Here is a 16,704-nt window from a genome sequence, read left to right on the forward strand (position 1 = left end):
TGCCGTAAGCGTCATCGCCCTTGCCGCCGATCATGGTGTCCAGGCCTGCGCCGCCGTTGAGCTGGTTGTTGCCGTCGTTGCCGATCAGCACGTTGTTCAACGAGTTGCCGATACCGTCGATGTTGGCCGTGCCGGTCAGGGTCAGGTTCTCGACGTTGGCGCCCAGGGTGTAGGTGATCGACGCTTTGACGGTGTCGATTTCGCTGGCCAGGGTGCTGGTCTCGACCACGACGTCACCGACGTTGTCGACGATGTAGGTGTCGTTGCCGGTGCCGCCGGCCATGTAGTCGGCGCCCAGGCCGCCATCGAGGATGTTGTTGCCCGAGTTGCCGGTGATGCGGTTGTCCAGCGAGTTGCCGGTGCCGTTGAGGTTGGCAGTGCCGATCAGGTTCAGCCACTCGACGTTGGCGCCCAGGGTGTAATCGATCGAAGCGTTGACGGCGTCGATCTCCGAGGCCGAGGTGCCGGTTTCAATGACCACGTCGCCGATGTTGTCGACGTAGTAGCTGTCGTTGCCGGCGCCGCCGTTCATGATGTCGGCACCTGCACCGCCGTCGAGGACGTTGGAACCGCTGTTGCCGGTCAGCACGTTGTCCAGGCTGTTACCGGTCAGGTTGATGTGAGCGGAACCGGTCAACACGCCGTCTTCGACGTTGGCGCTCAGGGTGTAGCTGACGGAGGCCTGGACCAGATCGTGGCCTTCGTTGAGGTTTTCCACCACGGTGTCGCCGACGTTGTCGACGATGTAGGTGTCGTCGCCGGTGCCGCCGATCAGGGCGTCAGCGCCCGCGCCGCCGTTGAGTACGTCATTGCCGGCGCCGCCTTGCAGGGTGTTGGCGTCGGCGTTGCCGATCAGCACGTTGTCCAGCGCGTTGCCCAATACGGTGAAGGCTCCGGCGGCATACAGACTGACGTTCTCGACGTTCTGCAGGTTGCTCAGGTTCAGGTCGATCACGTTGTTCTGCGCGGTGGCAGCGTAAACGATGGCCAAGGTGTCGTTGCCTTCGTTGGCGTTTTCCTGGACCAGTGCCAGTTCGCCGGCCTGATCGATGCCGTAAGCGTCATCGCCCTTGCCGCCGATCATGGTGTCCAGGCCTGCGCCGCCATTGAGCTGGTTGTTGCCGTCGTTGCCGATCAGCACGTTGTTCAGCGAGTTGCCGATGCCGTCGATGTTGGCGGTGCCGGTCAGGGTCAGGTTTTCCAGGTTGGCGCCCAGAGTAAACGAAACCGAAGATCTGACAGTGTCGATTTCACTGGCAATGGTGCTGGTTTCAACGACGTAATCGCCGACGTTATCGACGATGTAGGTGTCGTTGCCGGTGCCGCCGGCCATGTAGTCGGCACCCGCGCCACCGTCGATGATGTTGTTGCCCGAGTTGCCGGTGATACGGTTGCCCAGTTCGTTGCCGGTGGCATTGAGATTGGCGCTGCCGATCAGGTTCAGGTTTTCGACGTTGGCACCCAGGGTGTAATCGATCGAGGAGTTGACCGTGTCGATTTCCGAGGCCAGGGTGCTGGTTTCGACGACTACGTCGCCGACATTGTCGACATAGTATGTGTCGTTGCCAGCACCGCCGATCATGGTGTCGGCGCCCTCGTTGCCAACCAGCAGGTTATCCAGCGCGTTACCGGTCAGCACGTCGTCAAACGCAGAGCCGACGGCGTTTTCAATCTTGGTACCCCAGGCGATGGTCAGACCGTTGTTGATGGCCGTCAACGTGTTGAGGTCGAGGAAGCTCTTGCCGATGTTGCTGAATTGGCCTTCATTCAGGTTGATTTTCACCCCGGCCAATTGATTGGTGCCGTCGATGGTATCGACACCGCCCGAGTCCCAGATTGTCTCGAATACTGACTGGGTGGGTGCCCAGCTGTAAGTCGTGTTGCCGGCCTGCCAGTGCGTGTTGGCACCATAAAGGTTCTGGATCGCGAGGATGTCCAGAAGCATCGGAGTGGTCGGCTGGTACGAGTACGAGTCGTTGTAGCTCATGATGGTGTAACGGACATCGTCCACGGACGGATCGATGATCGTCGGGTTCAAGGCGCTCGCCGAGAAGGGGTGCTTGAGGCCGATTGCATGGCCGATCTCGTGCATGAACGTCAGGTAATCGTACGAGCCCTTGACCGGCGACAGGCTGCTGGTCTCCGGACCAATCCACACATCCCCGCCTTTTGGGGTCTCGTCAGGCAGGTAAGCCCACGCAGCCGTTTTGTCGTCCATCGACGCGTAACCGCCAAAGCGCAGGTCGCCGACGTTGACGATGTTGTCACTGGTCTTGTTGAACAGGATGTTGGCGACGGAACTCCAGGAATCGAGCGCATTGGAAACGGCGGTCTGCTGAGCGGCTGTCAGCGAGTACGAATCCAGATACTCGTTTTTCGAGCTGTAGTTGATCGCGAAATACGAAACACCCGGTGTCATGAAACTGTAGGTCAGCAGAGTAACAGCGGTGGGATCGCTCCACTTGACGCTCTCCCATTTTGTACCGCCAATGAGGCTGTTGACGGGGGCGGAGCCAGTCAGGGACGCGGACCAAGTTTCGGTGTAACCAGTAGGACGAGGCATGTGGATTTCCTGGATGGGCTGCGGTCCTTCCTGAATGCGACCGCTACAAAAAAAGGCGATTCTGCACCAGAAACGTTACGTTTGACATCATCTAGCCACTACTTTCTGATCGATGGCGTCAAATAACTGACCGGGCGATCTGTATCGGCGAGTCGAGTAGAATCCTGAAGCTCTTTCACCGCCTTTCGTCTACTACAGGCCCTCGATTTCCATGACCGCTCCCCACTCCCAACTGATCCGCGAAACCTTCCCCGTCGGCCCGTTGCAGTGCAACTGCACGATCATCGGCGACCCGATCACGAAGAAAGCCATCGTCGTCGACCCGGGGGGCAACCCCGACCTGATCATGGCGCGCCTTGATGCGCTGGGTCTGAAAGTGGTGAGCATCATCCACACCCATGCGCATCTCGATCACTTTCTGGCTTCCGGGCAGATGAAAGAAAAAACCGGTGCAACCCTGCACTTGCACAAAGAAGATCAGTTCCTGTGGGACAACCTGGAGATGCAATGCCAGATGTTCGGCGTGCCCTACACCCCGGTGCCATCCCCGGATCGCTGGCTGAGCGACGACGAAGAGCTGGCCTGCGGCTGCGGCGTGGCGCTGCACACGCCGGGGCATACACCCGGTTCCATGAGCTTTTGGTTTTCCGAGGCTAAGCTGTTGATTGCCGGCGACACGTTGTTCCGGCGCGGAGTAGGGCGCACGGATTTGTGGGGCGGCGATCAGGCGACCATCGTGCGATCGATCAAGCAGCGGCTATATACATTGGACGAAGACGCGATCGTTGTGGCTGGACATGGCCCGGACACACGTCTGGGTGATGAAATGCGGGAAAATCCGTTCGTGCGCGCCTAAACATTTTGTCACGAGTGCCCGGCGGAATTTTTGTGCATTGTCATGATCCAACGCCCGCAAAGGTCCATTGCCAAACGGCCGTTGCACCACAGAATGCAAAAAAGTAGGAGCTCTCCATGTTCACCACGCGTCGTTTGATAATTGTCGCTACTGCCGTCGCCGTGCTGTCCGGCTGCGCCTCGCCCAACCCGTATGACAATCAGGGCCAGGCCGACGGTGGCTCCCAGGGCATGAGCAAAACCGCCAAGTACGGTGGCCTCGGTGCACTGGCCGGCGCGTTGGCCGGTGCTGCCATCGACCACAACAACCGCGGCAAGGGCGCCTTGATCGGCGCCGCTGTCGTCGGTGCTTCGGCAGCCGGTTACGGTTACTACGCCGACCAGCAAGAAAAGAAACTGCGCGCCAGCATGGCCAACACTGGTGTTGAAGTGCAGCGTCAGGGCGATCAGATCAAGCTGATCATGCCGGGCAACATCACCTTCGCTACTGATTCGGCAAACATCGCCCCAAGCTTCTACCAGCCGCTGAACAACCTGGCCGGCTCGCTCAAGGAGTTCAGCCAGAATCAGATCGAGATCGTCGGCTACACCGACAGCACCGGCAGCCGCCAGCACAACATGGACCTGTCCCAACGTCGCGCGCAGAGCGTGGCGACCTACCTGACCTCGCAAGGCGTCAGCGGTGCCAACCTGTCGGCCCGCGGTGCCGGTCCGGATAATCCGATTGCCAGCAACGGTGACGTCAACGGTCGGGCGCAGAACCGCCGCGTTGAAGTCAACCTGAAGGCAATCCCGGGTCAGCAGTACGGTGGTCAGCAGCAACAGCAGCCAGGCACGGTTCAGCAGTACCCGTAACCGTCAGGCACAAAAAAGCCCCCGGACAAGTGATTGTCCGGGGGCTTTTTATTTGCGCTGAAGGCTGATTACTTCTTCAGGCCGTAATGCTCATCGAGCATGCCCGGCGAGTTCGGCGTCTTCGGGGCGTAGTCACGCGGCGGCTCCTGATTGCGCGGTGGCGTCAGACGTTCGCGCGGGGCCTGCGCAGCCTCTGCGTGCAGAGAGGCGAGCAGACGTTGGCGGGTCTGTTCGTCCAGGGCCAGACGATTGGCGCCATCGGCGAGGTGATCCTGCACTTCCTGATAGCTCTGGGTCAGTTTCTTGACCAGATTGGCGGTGCTGTTGAAGTGGGTCACCACTTCGTTCTGATAACTGTCGAAACGTTCCTGAATGTCGTCCAGTTGACGCTGTGTGCGGCTGGGCGCGGCGTTCGGCGCAACGCGTGCGATCAGGAAACCAATGGCGACACCCACAACCAGGGCAAGAGTCGGTAACAACCAAACTAAGAGCGAGTGTTCCACGAGTCCTTCCTCTATAAACGGCTTTGCTTTACGTTAACGGCTCGAACCTGCGCTGTATACCGCGATTCACTCGCAATAGATTGGCACAGACAATTTGCTAGACGAGTCGACCCGATTCGAGGTCACGGAGTTCCTTCCTTGCTGATGCGTGAAACCCCTGTAGTGATTGACGGCCCGGTGGGTCAACTTGAATCTCTGTATCTGGACAGCGAGCAGCCACGCGGCATCGCGCTGATCTGCCACCCGAACCCGGTGCAGGGCGGCACCATGCTCAACAAGGTCGTCTCGACCCTGCAGCGCACCGCGCGCGACGCGGGCCTGATCACCTTGCGCTTCAACTACCGCGGCGTCGGTGCCAGCGAAGGCTCCCATGACATGGGCAGCGGTGAAGTCGACGACGCTCAGGCGGCCGCCGCATGGCTGCTGGAAAAACACCCGGATCTGCCGTTGACCCTGTTCGGTTTTTCCTTCGGTGGATTTGTTGCAGCAAGTCTCGGTGGCCGTCTCGAAGCCCAGGGCGTACAGCTCAAACATCTGTTCATGGTTGCACCGGCGGTGATGCGCCTGGGAGATCAGGATCAGTTGCCGCAGCAGGGCGAACTGACGGTGATCCAGCCGGAAACCGACGAAGTGATCGATCCGCAACTGGTCTACGACTGGTCTGACAAACTCCAGCGCCCCCATGAGCTGCTGAAAGTGGCAGAATGCGGACACTTTTTTCATGGCAAGCTGACCGATCTCAAGGATCTGATCCTGCCGCGTCTCTCGAATTGATTGCAGTCTGACAAGCGATTACCCATGACGAACCGTACCCGCATCCTCACCGGCATTACCACCACCGGCACCCCGCACCTGGGCAACTACGCCGGCGCCATCCGCCCGGCGATTCTCGCCAGCCGCGACAGCAATGCCGACTCGTTCTACTTCCTGGCTGACTATCACGCCCTCATCAAGTGCGATGACCCGCTGCGCATCCAGCGCTCGCGTCTGGAAATCGCCGCGACCTGGCTGGCCGGTGGTCTGGATGTGGATCGCGTGACCTTTTACCGTCAGTCGGACATCCCGGAAATCCCCGAGCTGACCTGGCTGCTGACCTGCGTTGCCGCCAAGGGCCTGCTCAACCGCGCCCACGCCTACAAGGCGTCGGTGGACAAGAACGTCGAGACCGGCGAAGACCCGGATGCCGGCATCACCATGGGCTTGTACAGCTATCCGGTGCTGATGGCCGCGGACATCCTGATGTTCAACGCGCACAAGGTGCCGGTCGGTCGCGACCAGATCCAGCACGTGGAGATGGCTCGCGACATCGGCCAGCGCTTCAACCACCTGTTCGGCCAGGGCAAGGAGTTCTTCACCATGCCCGAAGCGCTGATCGAGGAAAGCGTCGCCACGCTGCCGGGCCTGGACGGTCGCAAGATGTCCAAGAGCTACGACAACACCATTCCGCTGTTCTCCAGTGCCAAGGAAATGAAGGACGCGATCTCGCGGATCGTTACCGACTCCCGCGCACCGGGCGAAGCGAAAGATCCGGACAACTCGCACCTGTTCACCCTGTTCCAGGCTTTCTCCACGCCGTCGCAAGCCGACGAATTCCGCAGCGAGCTGCTGGGTGGTCTGGGCTGGGGCGAAGCGAAGAACCGTCTGTTCCAGCTGCTGGACAACGAGCTGGGCGAGTCCCGCGAGCGTTATCACCAGTTGATCGAGCGTCCGGCGGATCTGGAAGACATCCTGCAACACGGCGCCAAGAAGGCCCGTGCGGTGGCGACGCCGTTCCTCAACGAATTGCGCGAAGCGGTCGGCCTGCGTTCGTTCGTCAATCAGGTTCAGGTTGCCGCGACCACCAAGAAGAAGGCTGCGAAAGCCGCACGTTTCGTCAGCTTCCGCGAAGACGACGGCAGCTTCCGTTTCCGTCTGCTGGCGGCCGATGGCGAGCAGTTGCTGCTGTCGCGCAACTTCGCCGACGGCAAGACCGCCGGCCAGCTGACCAAACAACTGCAATCGGGTCAGGCGCTGGATGTCCGTAGCGAAAGCCTGAGCTTCAGCGTCTGGCTGGAAGGCGAGTGTGTCGGTGACAGCCCGGCGTTCGCCGACGCTGCTGCGCGAGACGCGGCCATCGAGGCCTTGCGGATCGCTCTGACACCGATTCAGGAATAATCAACGGGCCGGCCCGACCAAGGGCCGATTGCCATTCCCACGGGCCATCGCTACAGTGACGGCCCGTTTTTGTTGCCTTGCTAACGAATTATGACGCCCCTAGAACGATATCAAGCTGATCTGAAACGCCCGGACTTCTTCCATGACGCGGCGCAGGAAACTGCCGTGCGTCACTTGCAACGCCTGTACGACGATCTGATCGCGGCCGAGCAGAACAAGCCGGGTTTGCTGGGCAAACTGTTTGGCAAAAAGGATCAGACGCCGGTCAAGGGCCTGTACTTCTGGGGCGGTGTGGGTCGCGGCAAGACTTACCTGGTGGACACCTTCTTCGAAGCGCTGCCATTCAAGGAAAAGACGCGTACCCACTTCCACCGCTTCATGAAGCGCGTGCATGAAGAGATGAAGACCCTCGGCGGCGAGAAAAACCCGCTGACCATCATCGCCAAGCGTTTTGCGACGGAATCGCGGGTCATCTGCTTCGATGAATTCTTCGTCTCCGACATCACCGACGCCATGATCCTCGGCACGCTGATGGAAGAACTGTTCAAGAACGGCGTGACCCTGGTCGCCACGTCGAACATCGTGCCGGACGGCTTGTACAAGGATGGCCTGCAACGTGCGCGCTTCCTGCCGGCCATCGCGCTGATCAAGCAGAACACCGAGATCGTCAACGTCGACAGCGGCGTCGACTACCGTTTGCGTCACCTCGAGCAGGCGGAACTGTTCCACTTCCCGCTCGACGAAGCCGCGCACGAAAGCCTGCGCAAGAGCTTCCGTGCGCTGACGCCTGAATGCACGGCTGCCGTGGAAAACGATGTGCTGATCATCGAAAACCGCGAAATCCGCGCTCTGCGCACTTGCGACGACGTGGCCTGGTTCGACTTCCGCGAACTTTGCGACGGCCCGCGCAGCCAGAACGACTACATCGAACTGGGCAAGATCTTCCACGCCGTGTTGCTCAGTGGCGTGGAGCAGATGAGCGTCACTACCGACGACATCGCCCGCCGCTTCATCAACATGGTCGACGAGTTCTACGACCGTAACGTCAAGCTGATCATTTCCGCCGAAGTCGAGTTGAAAGACTTGTACACCGGCGGGCGCCTGACGTTCGAATTCCAGCGGACCCTCAGCCGTCTGCTGGAAATGCAATCCCACGAATTCCTGTCCCGGGCGCACAAGCCTTAAGCGGATTCGGCAAACAAAAAGGGCCTGCAGATGCAGGCCCTTTTTTGTGTCTGGTCGAATCGTCAGGCAGCTTGCTGGAACTGCTGTCGATACTGGTTCGGCGACAGTTCGGTGTGCTGGCGGAACAGGCGTGCAAAGAAACTCGCATCGTCGTAGCCGACTTCGTAGCTGATGGTCTTGATGCTCTTGCGGCTGCCGGAGAGCAAGCCCTTGGCGGTCTCGATGCGCAGCCGTTGCAGGTAGTGCAGAGGCTTGTCACCGGTGGCGGTCTGGAAGCGGCGCATGAAGTTGCGAATGCTCATGCCGTGCTCGCGGGCCACGTCCTCGAAGCGGAACTTGTCGGCGAAATGCTCTTCGAGCCAGTGCTGGATCTGCAGGATGATCACGTCCTGGTGCAGTTTCTGCCCGCCGAAACCGATGCGGCCCGGTGAGTAACTGCGCTGCACTTCGTAGAGGATGTCGCGGGCCACGGCTTGGGCCACGTTGGCGCCGCAGAAGCGCTCGATCAGATAGATATAGAGGTCGCAGGCCGAGGTGGTGCCGCCGGCGCAGTACAGGTTGTCGGCGTCGGTCAGGTGCTTGTCCTGATTGAGATAGACCTGTGGGAAACGCTCGGCGAAGGCATTGAAGAAGCGCCAGTAGGTGGTTGCTTCCTTGCCGTTGAGCAGGCCGGCTTCGGCCAGCCAGAACACCCCGGTAGCCTCGCCGCAGAGTACTGCGCCACGGGCGTGTTGTTCGCGCAGCCACGGCAGGACCTGTGGATAACGTTGGCAGAGGGTGTCGAAGTCATCCCAGAAGGCCGGAAGGATGATGACGTCGGCGTTTTCCAGGCCGCCGTCTACCGGCATGACCACGTCGCTGAAGCTGTTTACCGGTTTGCCGTCGGGGCTGACCAGGCGGGTTTCGAATGCCGGAGTCAGGCCGTGGCCCAGTTGTTTGCCGTAACGCAGGCTGGCCAGGTGGAAGAAGTCCTTGGCTTGCATGAGGGTGGAAGCGAAAACCCGGTCGATCGCCAGGATGCTGACGCGCCGCAAGGGCGTGGAGACTTGCTTAGACATAATTCAACTTTTGTTTTTATAAGGGAAAGTGGTCACCAGACGGCTGGATCGTCTTATTTTTTGTCGGATGTGTCCAGTGTCCTGTATCGGAAGCGAGGCTTAGTCTCTGAAGGTCTGATCCCTTCAACAATAAAGAAAAGGTGTCGCATGATCCCCAGAACCCTGTTCAGCTCCGAGCACGAATTGTTCCGCGACAGCGTGCGGACATTCCTTGAAAAGGAGGCCGTGCCGTTCCACGGGCAATGGGAAAAACAAGGCTACATCGACCGCAAATTGTGGAACAAGGCAGGGGAGGCTGGGATGCTCTGCTCGCATCTGCCGGAGGAATACGGCGGGCTGGGGGCGGACTTCCTGTACAGCGCCGTAGTGATCGAGGAAGTGGGGCGGTTGGGTCTGACCGGTATCGGTTTCTCGCTGCATTCGGACATCGTCGCGCCGTACATACTGCATTACGGCAGCGAGGCGTTGAAGCACAAGTACCTGCCTAAACTGGTGTCCGGCGAGATGGTCACGGCCATCGCCATGACCGAGCCAGGCGCGGGTTCCGACTTGCAGGGGGTCAAGACCACCGCCGTGCTGGATGGTGACGAATATGTCATCAACGGTTCGAAAACCTTCATCACCAATGGTTTTCTCGCCGATCTGGTGATCGTCGTCGCCAAGACCGATCCCAAGGCTGGAGCGAAGGGCACCAGTCTGTTTCTGGTGGAGGCGAACACGCCGGGCTTCGAAAAGGGCAAGCGCCTGGAGAAGGTCGGAATGAAGGCTCAGGACACGTCGGAATTGTTCTTCCAGGACGTGCGAGTGCCGAAGGAAAACCTCTTGGGGCAGGCCGGGGCCGGGTTTGCCTATCTGATGCAGGAATTGCCGCAGGAGCGTCTGACCGTGGCCATTGGCGGGCTGGCCTCGGCCGAGGCGGCGCTGCAGTGGACGCTGGATTACACCCGTGACCGCAAGGCGTTCGGCAAGGCGATTGCCGATTTCCAGAACACTCGCTTCAAACTGGCGGAAATGGCCACCGAGATTCAGATCGGCCGGGTGTTCGTCGATCGCTGCCTGGAGCTGCACCTGCAAGGCAAGCTCGACGTGCCGACCGCCGCGATGGCCAAGTACTGGGGCACCGACCTGCAATGCAAGGTACTCGACGAGTGCGTGCAGTTGCATGGCGGCTACGGTTTCATGTGGGAGTACCCGGTAGCCCGGGCCTGGGCGGATGCGCGGGTGCAGCGGATCTATGCCGGCACCAACGAAATCATGAAAGAGATTATTGCGCGGTCGCTTTGACCGGAGCGCTCCCACGCTTGTGCGTGGGAGCGCGGCTTTTAGCGCCGGATCAAGGGGCCGGATTCGGATGATCCTTGTGAATCGCCTCGATCCCTTCAAGCACTTCGTCTGAAAGATTCAGATAGAAACTGGCAATGTTGCTGTCCAGTTGCTCGAGCGTTGTCGCCCCGATGATGTTGCTGGTGACGAACGGTTGCCGATTGACGAAGGCCAGCGCCATTTGCGCCGGATCCAGGCCATGTTCCCGGGCGAGAGCCACGTAGCGGCTGCACGCCGCTTCCGATTGCGGGTTGAAGTAGCGGCTGAAGCGGCTGTAGAGGCTCAGGCGACCTTTTGGCGGGCGGGCGCCACCTTCGTACTTGCCCGACAGGAAACCGAACGCCAGCGGCGAATAGGCGAGCAGGCCACACTGTTCGCGAATGGCGATTTCCGCCAGGCCGACTTCGAAGCTGCGGTTGAGCAGGTTGTACGGGTTCTGGATCGACACCGCGCGGGGCCAGCCACGGGCTTCGGCCAGAGCAAGGAAGCGCATGGTGCCCCACGGGGTCTCGTTGGACAGACCGATGTGGCGGATCTTGCCGGCCTTCACTTGCTCATCGAGCGCTTCCAGGGTGTCTTCGAGGGGCGTGAGGTTGGCTTCGATCTTGTGTTTGTAGCCCAGCTGTCCGAAAAAGTTGGTGCTGCGCTCCGGCCAGTGCAATTGATACAGGTCGATGTAGTCGGTCTGCAGGCGCTTGAGGCTGGCGTCCACCGCTTCGGTGATGTGTTGGCGGTTGTGGCGCAGGTTCTTGTCGCGGATGTAGTCGATGGTGTTGCCGGGGCCGGCGATCTTGCTGGCGAGGATCCAGTCGGCGCGGTCGCCGCGACTCTTGAAGTAATTGCCGATGTAGCGCTCGGTGGTGGCATAGGTTTCGGCTTTCGGCGGCACCGGGTACATCTCGGCGGTGTCGATGAAGTTGATCCCGGCCTCTTTTGCCCGTTCGATCTGGGCGAAGGCTTCAGCTTCAGTGTTTTGCTCGCCCCAGGTCATGGTGCCGAGGCAGATTGCACTCACGTTCAGGTCGGTACGGCCTAGCTGGCGATAGTCCATCGGGTGCTCCTTGGGCAAAACAGGCATAAAAGCAGGTTGAAATTTTTTTCGCAATCTGCATAATTGCCGACCTCTTTCTGCAGTGGAAGTGATGCGCCGCCGCCGAAGAATCTTGCCGTTGAACGGACGCGCCGACCCGAGCCCCCGAAAGCGTCTGTATCCGGCTGCCTTTGACTTGTCAAAGTACGCACTATTCAGTAAGATCCGCCGTCTTATTTACAGGCGGCCCCTGAGGCTATAAAGAATGAAAACTTTTACTGCTAAACCGGAAACAGTAAAGCGCGACTGGTTTGTCGTCGACGCTGCTGGTCAGACCCTGGGTCGTCTGGCCACCGAAATCGCGAGCCGTCTGCGTGGCAAGCACAAGCCTGAGTACACTCCTCACGTTGACACCGGCGACTACATCGTCGTAATCAACGCTGAGCAGATCCGTGTTACCGGTGCTAAAACCACTGACAAAATGTACTACTCCCACTCCGGTTTCCCGGGCGGCATCAAGTCGATCAACTTTGAAAAGCTGATCGCCAAAGCCCCTGAGCGCGTGATCGAGACCGCGGTTAAAGGCATGCTGCCTAAGAACCCACTGGGTCGCGACATGTACCGTAAGCTGAAAGTCTATGCGGGCGCTGCACACCCTCATACTGCTCAGCAGCCCCAAGAACTGAAGATTTAACGGAATAGTTCATTATGTCGGCGACTCAAAATTACGGCACTGGCCGTCGCAAGACCGCAACCGCACGCGTTTTCCTGCGTCCGGGTACTGGTAACATCTCCATCAACAACCGTTCGCTGGATTCGTTCTTCGGCCGCGAAACTGCCCGCATGGTAGTTCGTCAGCCGCTGGAACTGACCGAGACTGTCGAGAAGTTCGACATCTACGTCACCGTGATCGGCGGTGGTGTAAGTGGTCAAGCTGGCGCAATCCGCCACGGCATCACTCGCGCTCTGATGGACTACGACGAAACCCTGCGTAGCGCTCTGCGCAAAGCTGGCTTCGTTACCCGCGACGCCCGTGAAGTTGAACGTAAGAAAGTTGGTCTGCGTAAAGCGCGTAAGCGTCCGCAGTACTCGAAGCGTTAATTTCGCTTCCACGTTCAAAAAGAACGCCCGATTCCTCACGGAACCGGGCGTTTTTTTATGCGTGCGATTTCTTGAATAATTGCGCTGTGACAACTTGCCACATTCGTAGACCCCCTATACTACAAGGCTTGGGGGCCACCCCTCCGGGTAATTACCTTGTCAGAATTGGGGGTTTTCATTACCATTCGGCAAAATTTTTATAAGTACATAGATTCATATTTAGTAGATGCCTGATTTAACAGGCCACAAAGCTGATGGGAGAGGACTGAATGAGCAATGACGGCGTGAATGCAGGCCGGCGTCGCTTCTTGGTAGCAGCCACATCCGTGGTGGGTGCTGCAGGAGCGGTGGGGGCTGCGGTCCCGTTCGTGGGGTCATGGTTTCCCAGTGCCAAGGCGAAAGCTGCCGGTGCACCGGTGAAAGTGAATGTCAGCAAAATCGAGCCCGGACAGCAGATGATTGCTGAATGGCGCGGCCAGCCGGTATTCATTGTTCGCCGTACTGCGGAAATCCTGGGGAATCTCAAGAAGATCGAGGGCCAGCTCTCCGATCCGACCTCCAAAAACTCCACGCAACCTACCTATGTCGACCCTGAAGTGCGTTCGATCAAGCCGGAAATTCTGCTGCTGATCGGGATCTGCACTCACCTGGGTTGCTCACCGACCTTCCGTCCCGAAGTGGCACCCGCGGATCTGGGAAAAGACTGGGTAGGCGGCTATTTCTGCCCTTGCCACGGTTCCCACTATGATCTGGCTGGCCGCGTCTACAAGTCGCAACCTGCGCCTTTGAACCTGCCAGTACCCCCGCATTCCTATGAGACCGATGACCTGATCGTCATTGGCGTCGATACGGAGAAAGCGTGATGAGCAAGTTCATGGATTGGGTTGATGCGCGCTTCCCCGCCACCAAAATGTGGGAAGACCATCTCAGCAAGTATTACGCTCCAAAAAACTTCAACTTCTTCTACTTCTTCGGCTCGCTGGCGCTGCTCGTTCTGGTCAACCAGATCGTTACCGGTGTCTGGCTGACCATGAGCTATACCCCGTCGGCGGAAGAGGCGTTCGCCTCCGTCGAATACATCATGCGCGACGTCGAGTACGGCTCGATCCTGCGTTTGCTCCACTCCACCGGCGCTTCGGCGTTCTTCATCGTGGTCTATCTGCACATGTTCCGTGGTCTGCTCTACGGTTCGTATCAGAAACCGCGTGAACTGGTTTGGGTGTTCGGCATGCTGATCTACCTGGCGCTGATGGCCGAGGCTTTCATGGGCTACTTGCTGCCATGGGGGCAGATGTCCTACTGGGGCGCCCAGGTGATCATCTCGCTGTTTGGCGCAATCCCCGTCATTGGCAACGACCTGACTCAGTGGATCCGTGGTGACTACCTGATTTCCGGAATCACCCTGAACCGCTTCTTCGCCCTGCACGTGGTGGCCCTGCCGATCGTGATTCTCGGTCTGGTGGTGCTGCACATCCTGGCGTTGCATGAAGTCGGTTCGAATAACCCGGACGGCGTGGACATCAAGAAGCACAAAGACGAAAACGGTATCCCGCTGGACGGCATCGCCTTCCACCCGTACTACACCGTGAAAGACATTGTCGGCGTCGTGGTGTTCCTGTTCATCTTCTGCTTCATTGTGTTCTTCTTCCCTGAAATGGGCGGCTACTTCCTCGAAAAACCAAACTTCGAGCAAGCCAACCCGTTCAAGACGCCTGAGCACATTGCGCCCGTCTGGTACTTCACACCGTTCTACGCGATCTTGCGTGCGGTCCCTGACAAACTCATGGGCGTTATCGCCATGGGTGCGGCGATTGCGGTGCTGTTCGTCCTGCCATGGCTCGACCGCAGCCCGGTCAAGTCGATGCGCTACAAAGGCTGGATGAGCAAGATCTGGCTGGTGGTGTTCTGCATTTCCTTCGTGATCCTCGGCATTCTGGGCGTTCTGGCCCCGACGCCGGAGCGCACCTTGCTGTCGCAGGTATGTACCTTCCTGTACTTCGCCTACTTCATTCTGATGCCTTTCTACACCAGGCTCGAGAAGACCAAACCGGTTCCGGAAAGGGTGACTGGCTGATGAAAAAGTTATTTTTTGCTCTGATTTTTGCTGCGCTGCCAGTGCTGTCTTTCGCCGCTGAACACGGTGGCCCGGAGCTGGAAAAAGTCGACATCGACGTTTCCGACAAGGCTGCCCTGCAAGATGGTGCGCGTACGTTCGCCAACTATTGCATGGGTTGCCACAGTGCCAAGTTCCAGCGTTACGAGCGTGTTGCCGATGATCTCGGCGTTCCGCACGAAATGATGCTGGAGAAGTTGGTGTTCACTGGCGCCAAAATTGGCGATCACATGACCATCGGCATGCAGCCGGCCGATGCCAAGACCTGGTTCGGCGCAGCGCCTCCGGACCTGACCCTGGTGGCTCGTGTTCGTGGTACCGACTGGCTTTATGGTTATCTGCGTTCGTTCTATGAAGATCCGGCGCGCCCATGGGGTGTGAACAACAAGGTCTTCCCGAACGTCGGCATGCCAAACGTGCTGGTCGGCCTGCAAGGTCGTCAGGTCGTGGGTTGCAAGCAGGTGCAGATCGTCGAAGACGGCAAGAAGCAGTATGACCCGCTGACCGGTACGCCTTTGACTCACGAGGCGTGCGATCAGTTGACCATCGTGCCGAAAACCGGAACCCTGAACGAAGAGCAGTTCGATGAGAAGGTCAAGAATCTGGTAACCTTCCTGGCTTACTCGGCTAACCCGGTTAAGCTGCAACATCAGCGCATCGGTACTTACGTCTTGTTGTACCTGGCGTTCTTCTTTGTGTTCGCCTACCTGCTCAAGCGTGAATACTGGAAAGACGTGCACTGATACGCTTCAAGCAATTGCTGTTAATCGCGCGCGCCCAAGGGCGTCTCTGAAAACGCAGTGCCTGGTCAGCCAGGTATTGCGGGAGGCGCCCTCTGGGCGCGCGCGTTTTTCCGGCTCCGACAATTTCAACAAGCGAGGAGGATCGCCATGGGCGTGACCAATCGGTTGGCCTGTTACTCCGACCCCGCCGACCACTATTCCCACCGAGTGCGCATCGTGCTTGCAGAGAAGGGTGTCAGCGCCGAAATCATTTATGTGGAGGCTGGTCGTCAGCCGCCTAAACTGATTGAGGTGAACCCTTACGGTAGTCTCCCGACGCTGGTCGATCGCGATCTGGCGTTGTGGGAGTCGACCGTGGTGATGGAGTATCTGGATGAGCGTTACCCGCATCCGCCATTGATGCCTGTGTATCCGGTGGCGCGTGCCAACAGTCGTCTGTTGATACACCGTATCCAGCGCGACTGGTGTGGTCTGGTGGATCTGATTCTGGATTCACGCACCAAGGAAGCCGCGCGTGTCGTGGCGCGCAAGGAATTGCGCGAAAGCCTGACGGGCGTGTCGCCGTTGTTTGCCGACAAGCCGTTTTTCCTCAGTGAGGAACAAAGTCTGGTGGATTGCTGCCTATTGCCAATACTCTGGCGTTTGCCGATTCTGGGTATAGAACTGCCGCGGCCAGCCAAGCCGCTGCTTGATTATATGGAGCGTCAGTTTGCGCGTGAGGCTTTCCAGGCGAGTCTGTCTGGTGTCGAACGCGACATGCGCTAAGGCTTAAGGAGCCGTTATGAACTCCAGTCGACCTTATCTGGTCCGCGCGCTCTACGAGTGGATTGTGGATAACGATTGCACCCCGCACATGCTGGTCAATTCCGAGTACCCGGCAGTGCAGGTGCCACAGGGTTTTGCCAGTGACGGGCAGATTGTCCTGAACATTTCGCCGAGTGCCGTGCGTCATCTGCACATGGACAACGACGTCGTGACCTTCGAAGGTCGCTTCGGTGGTGTTCCGCACAGTCTGTATGTGCCGATTGCTGCGATCCTGGGTATCTATGCCCGGGAGAACGGTCAGGGCATGGTGTTCGATCTGGAGTCGCCGATGGATGACGAAGACGAGATCGAACAGGACGATGATATTCCGCCACCGGACAGCGAACCGCCGCGCCCAAGCGGTCGACCAAGCCTGAAAGTGGTGAAGTAATAAAAAAGGCGATCCAACCGGATCGC

The 16,704-nt window shown here is 58.8% G+C and carries 17 protein-coding genes; 13 read left to right on the forward strand and 4 right to left on the reverse strand.

The window, feature by feature from the left end:
- On the reverse strand, positions 1-2,563 hold a 2,563-nt coding region (locus tag ACW9HX_RS20110), incomplete at its 3' end, for a M10 family metallopeptidase C-terminal domain-containing protein (RefSeq protein WP_457381956.1).
- Between the two features lie 211 nt (positions 2,564-2,774).
- Between ACW9HX_RS20110 and ACW9HX_RS20115 the strand changes: the two genes are divergently transcribed.
- Together ACW9HX_RS20115 and ACW9HX_RS20120 are read left to right on the forward strand one after the other, a co-directional pair.
- The gene (locus ACW9HX_RS20115; protein WP_457381957.1) at positions 2,775-3,419 is read left to right on the forward strand and encodes an MBL fold metallo-hydrolase; all 645 of its coding nucleotides are present in this window, start codon (positions 2,775-2,777) and stop codon (positions 3,417-3,419) included.
- A gap of 116 nt (positions 3,420-3,535) precedes the next feature.
- Positions 3,536-4,273 carry an OmpA family protein gene (locus tag ACW9HX_RS20120; RefSeq protein ID WP_096822848.1) on the forward strand — a complete coding sequence of 246 codons (738 nt, stop codon included), beginning with the start codon at positions 3,536-3,538 and terminating at the stop codon, positions 4,271-4,273.
- A 68-nt stretch (positions 4,274-4,341) separates the two neighbouring features.
- Here ACW9HX_RS20120 and ACW9HX_RS20125 read toward each other — a convergent pair whose 3' ends face one another.
- Positions 4,342-4,776 (reverse strand): YhcB family protein, encoded by a 435-nt coding sequence (locus ACW9HX_RS20125; RefSeq protein ID WP_457381958.1) that lies wholly within the window; start codon positions 4,774-4,776, stop codon positions 4,342-4,344.
- Positions 4,777-4,920: 144 nt separating this feature from the next.
- Here ACW9HX_RS20125 and ACW9HX_RS20130 point away from each other — a divergent pair, with 144 nt between their 5' ends.
- The 3 genes from ACW9HX_RS20130 (at position 4,921) to zapE (ending at position 8,115) form a co-directional block, all read left to right on the forward strand.
- Positions 4,921-5,550, forward strand: a complete 630-nt coding sequence (locus ACW9HX_RS20130) for an alpha/beta hydrolase (protein ID WP_457381980.1) — start codon at positions 4,921-4,923, stop codon at positions 5,548-5,550.
- 24 nt (positions 5,551-5,574) lie between these two features.
- Entirely contained in the window at positions 5,575-6,930 is a 1,356-nt protein-coding gene (locus ACW9HX_RS20135) for a tryptophan--tRNA ligase (protein WP_457381959.1), read from the forward strand.
- A gap of 90 nt (positions 6,931-7,020) precedes the next feature.
- Entirely contained in the window at positions 7,021-8,115 is a 1,095-nt protein-coding gene (gene zapE, locus ACW9HX_RS20140) for a cell division protein ZapE (protein ID WP_085606932.1), read from the forward strand.
- 62 nt (positions 8,116-8,177) lie between these two features.
- Here zapE and ACW9HX_RS20145 read toward each other — a convergent pair whose 3' ends face one another.
- The gene (locus tag ACW9HX_RS20145; RefSeq protein ID WP_173861364.1) at positions 8,178-9,074 is read right to left on the reverse strand and encodes a GlxA family transcriptional regulator; all 897 of its coding nucleotides are present in this window, start codon (positions 9,072-9,074) and stop codon (positions 8,178-8,180) included.
- A 246-nt stretch (positions 9,075-9,320) separates the two neighbouring features.
- Here ACW9HX_RS20145 and ACW9HX_RS20150 point away from each other — a divergent pair, with 246 nt between their 5' ends.
- Entirely contained in the window at positions 9,321-10,457 is a 1,137-nt protein-coding gene (locus tag ACW9HX_RS20150) for an acyl-CoA dehydrogenase family protein (RefSeq protein WP_457381960.1), read from the forward strand.
- Positions 10,458-10,506: 49 nt separating this feature from the next.
- On the opposite strand, the gene ACW9HX_RS20155 is transcribed toward ACW9HX_RS20150, so the two are convergent.
- Positions 10,507-11,547, reverse strand: a complete 1,041-nt coding sequence (locus tag ACW9HX_RS20155) for an NADP(H)-dependent aldo-keto reductase (protein WP_457381961.1) — start codon at positions 11,545-11,547, stop codon at positions 10,507-10,509.
- A 244-nt stretch (positions 11,548-11,791) separates the two neighbouring features.
- On the opposite strand from ACW9HX_RS20155, the gene rplM reads away from it, so the two are divergent.
- The 7 genes from rplM (at position 11,792) to ACW9HX_RS20190 (ending at position 16,678) form a co-directional block, all read left to right on the forward strand.
- The gene (gene rplM / locus ACW9HX_RS20160) at positions 11,792-12,220 is read left to right on the forward strand and encodes a 50S ribosomal protein L13 (RefSeq protein ID WP_003228062.1); all 429 of its coding nucleotides are present in this window, start codon (positions 11,792-11,794) and stop codon (positions 12,218-12,220) included.
- 14 nt (positions 12,221-12,234) lie between these two features.
- Entirely contained in the window at positions 12,235-12,627 is a 393-nt protein-coding gene (gene rpsI, locus ACW9HX_RS20165) for a 30S ribosomal protein S9 (protein WP_007961615.1), read from the forward strand.
- Between the two features lie 269 nt (positions 12,628-12,896).
- On the forward strand, positions 12,897-13,490 hold the full coding sequence (petA, locus tag ACW9HX_RS20170; RefSeq protein WP_003228055.1) for a ubiquinol-cytochrome c reductase iron-sulfur subunit: 594 nt from the start codon (positions 12,897-12,899) through the stop codon (positions 13,488-13,490).
- Entirely contained in the window at positions 13,490-14,701 is a 1,212-nt protein-coding gene (locus ACW9HX_RS20175) for a cytochrome b (protein ID WP_096822842.1), read from the forward strand. Before petA ends, ACW9HX_RS20175 begins: the two co-directional genes overlap by 1 nt.
- Entirely contained in the window at positions 14,701-15,483 is a 783-nt protein-coding gene (locus ACW9HX_RS20180) for a cytochrome c1 (RefSeq protein WP_457381962.1), read from the forward strand. Before ACW9HX_RS20175 ends, ACW9HX_RS20180 begins: the two co-directional genes overlap by 1 nt.
- A 147-nt stretch (positions 15,484-15,630) precedes the next feature.
- Positions 15,631-16,248, forward strand: coding sequence for a glutathione S-transferase N-terminal domain-containing protein (locus tag ACW9HX_RS20185; RefSeq protein ID WP_096822840.1), 618 nt, complete (start codon positions 15,631-15,633; stop codon positions 16,246-16,248).
- A 16-nt stretch (positions 16,249-16,264) separates the two neighbouring features.
- Positions 16,265-16,678: a ClpXP protease specificity-enhancing factor gene (locus ACW9HX_RS20190; protein WP_065261496.1), complete on the forward strand. Its 414-nt coding sequence runs from the start codon at positions 16,265-16,267 to the stop codon at positions 16,676-16,678.
- Positions 16,679-16,704 lie beyond the last annotated feature (26 nt).

Source organism: Pseudomonas sp. SDO52101_S400 (assembly GCF_054071635.1).

Bases quoted from the DNA above. Each gene is read 5' to 3' on its own strand.
- ACW9HX_RS20115 (WP_457381957.1), top strand. From the start codon at position 2,775: ATGACCGCTCCCCACTCCCAACTGATCCGCGAAACCTTCCCCGTCGGC.
- ACW9HX_RS20185 (WP_096822840.1), top strand. From the start codon at position 15,631: ATGGGCGTGACCAATCGGTTGGCCTGTTACTCCGACCCCGCCGACCAC.
- ACW9HX_RS20175 (WP_096822842.1), top strand. From the start codon at position 13,490: ATGAGCAAGTTCATGGATTGGGTTGATGCGCGCTTCCCCGCCACCAAA.
- ACW9HX_RS20155 (WP_457381961.1), bottom strand. From the start codon at position 11,547: ATGGACTATCGCCAGCTAGGCCGTACCGACCTGAACGTGAGTGCAATC.
- rpsI (WP_007961615.1), top strand. From the start codon at position 12,235: ATGTCGGCGACTCAAAATTACGGCACTGGCCGTCGCAAGACCGCAACC.
- ACW9HX_RS20120 (WP_096822848.1), top strand. From the start codon at position 3,536: ATGTTCACCACGCGTCGTTTGATAATTGTCGCTACTGCCGTCGCCGTG.
- petA (WP_003228055.1), top strand. From the start codon at position 12,897: ATGAGCAATGACGGCGTGAATGCAGGCCGGCGTCGCTTCTTGGTAGCA.
- ACW9HX_RS20190 (WP_065261496.1), top strand. From the start codon at position 16,265: ATGAACTCCAGTCGACCTTATCTGGTCCGCGCGCTCTACGAGTGGATT.
- ACW9HX_RS20135 (WP_457381959.1), top strand. From the start codon at position 5,575: ATGACGAACCGTACCCGCATCCTCACCGGCATTACCACCACCGGCACC.
- ACW9HX_RS20150 (WP_457381960.1), top strand. From the start codon at position 9,321: ATGATCCCCAGAACCCTGTTCAGCTCCGAGCACGAATTGTTCCGCGAC.
- zapE (WP_085606932.1), top strand. From the start codon at position 7,021: ATGACGCCCCTAGAACGATATCAAGCTGATCTGAAACGCCCGGACTTC.
- rplM (WP_003228062.1), top strand. From the start codon at position 11,792: ATGAAAACTTTTACTGCTAAACCGGAAACAGTAAAGCGCGACTGGTTT.
- ACW9HX_RS20130 (WP_457381980.1), top strand. From the start codon at position 4,921: ATGCGTGAAACCCCTGTAGTGATTGACGGCCCGGTGGGTCAACTTGAA.
- ACW9HX_RS20180 (WP_457381962.1), top strand. From the start codon at position 14,701: ATGAAAAAGTTATTTTTTGCTCTGATTTTTGCTGCGCTGCCAGTGCTG.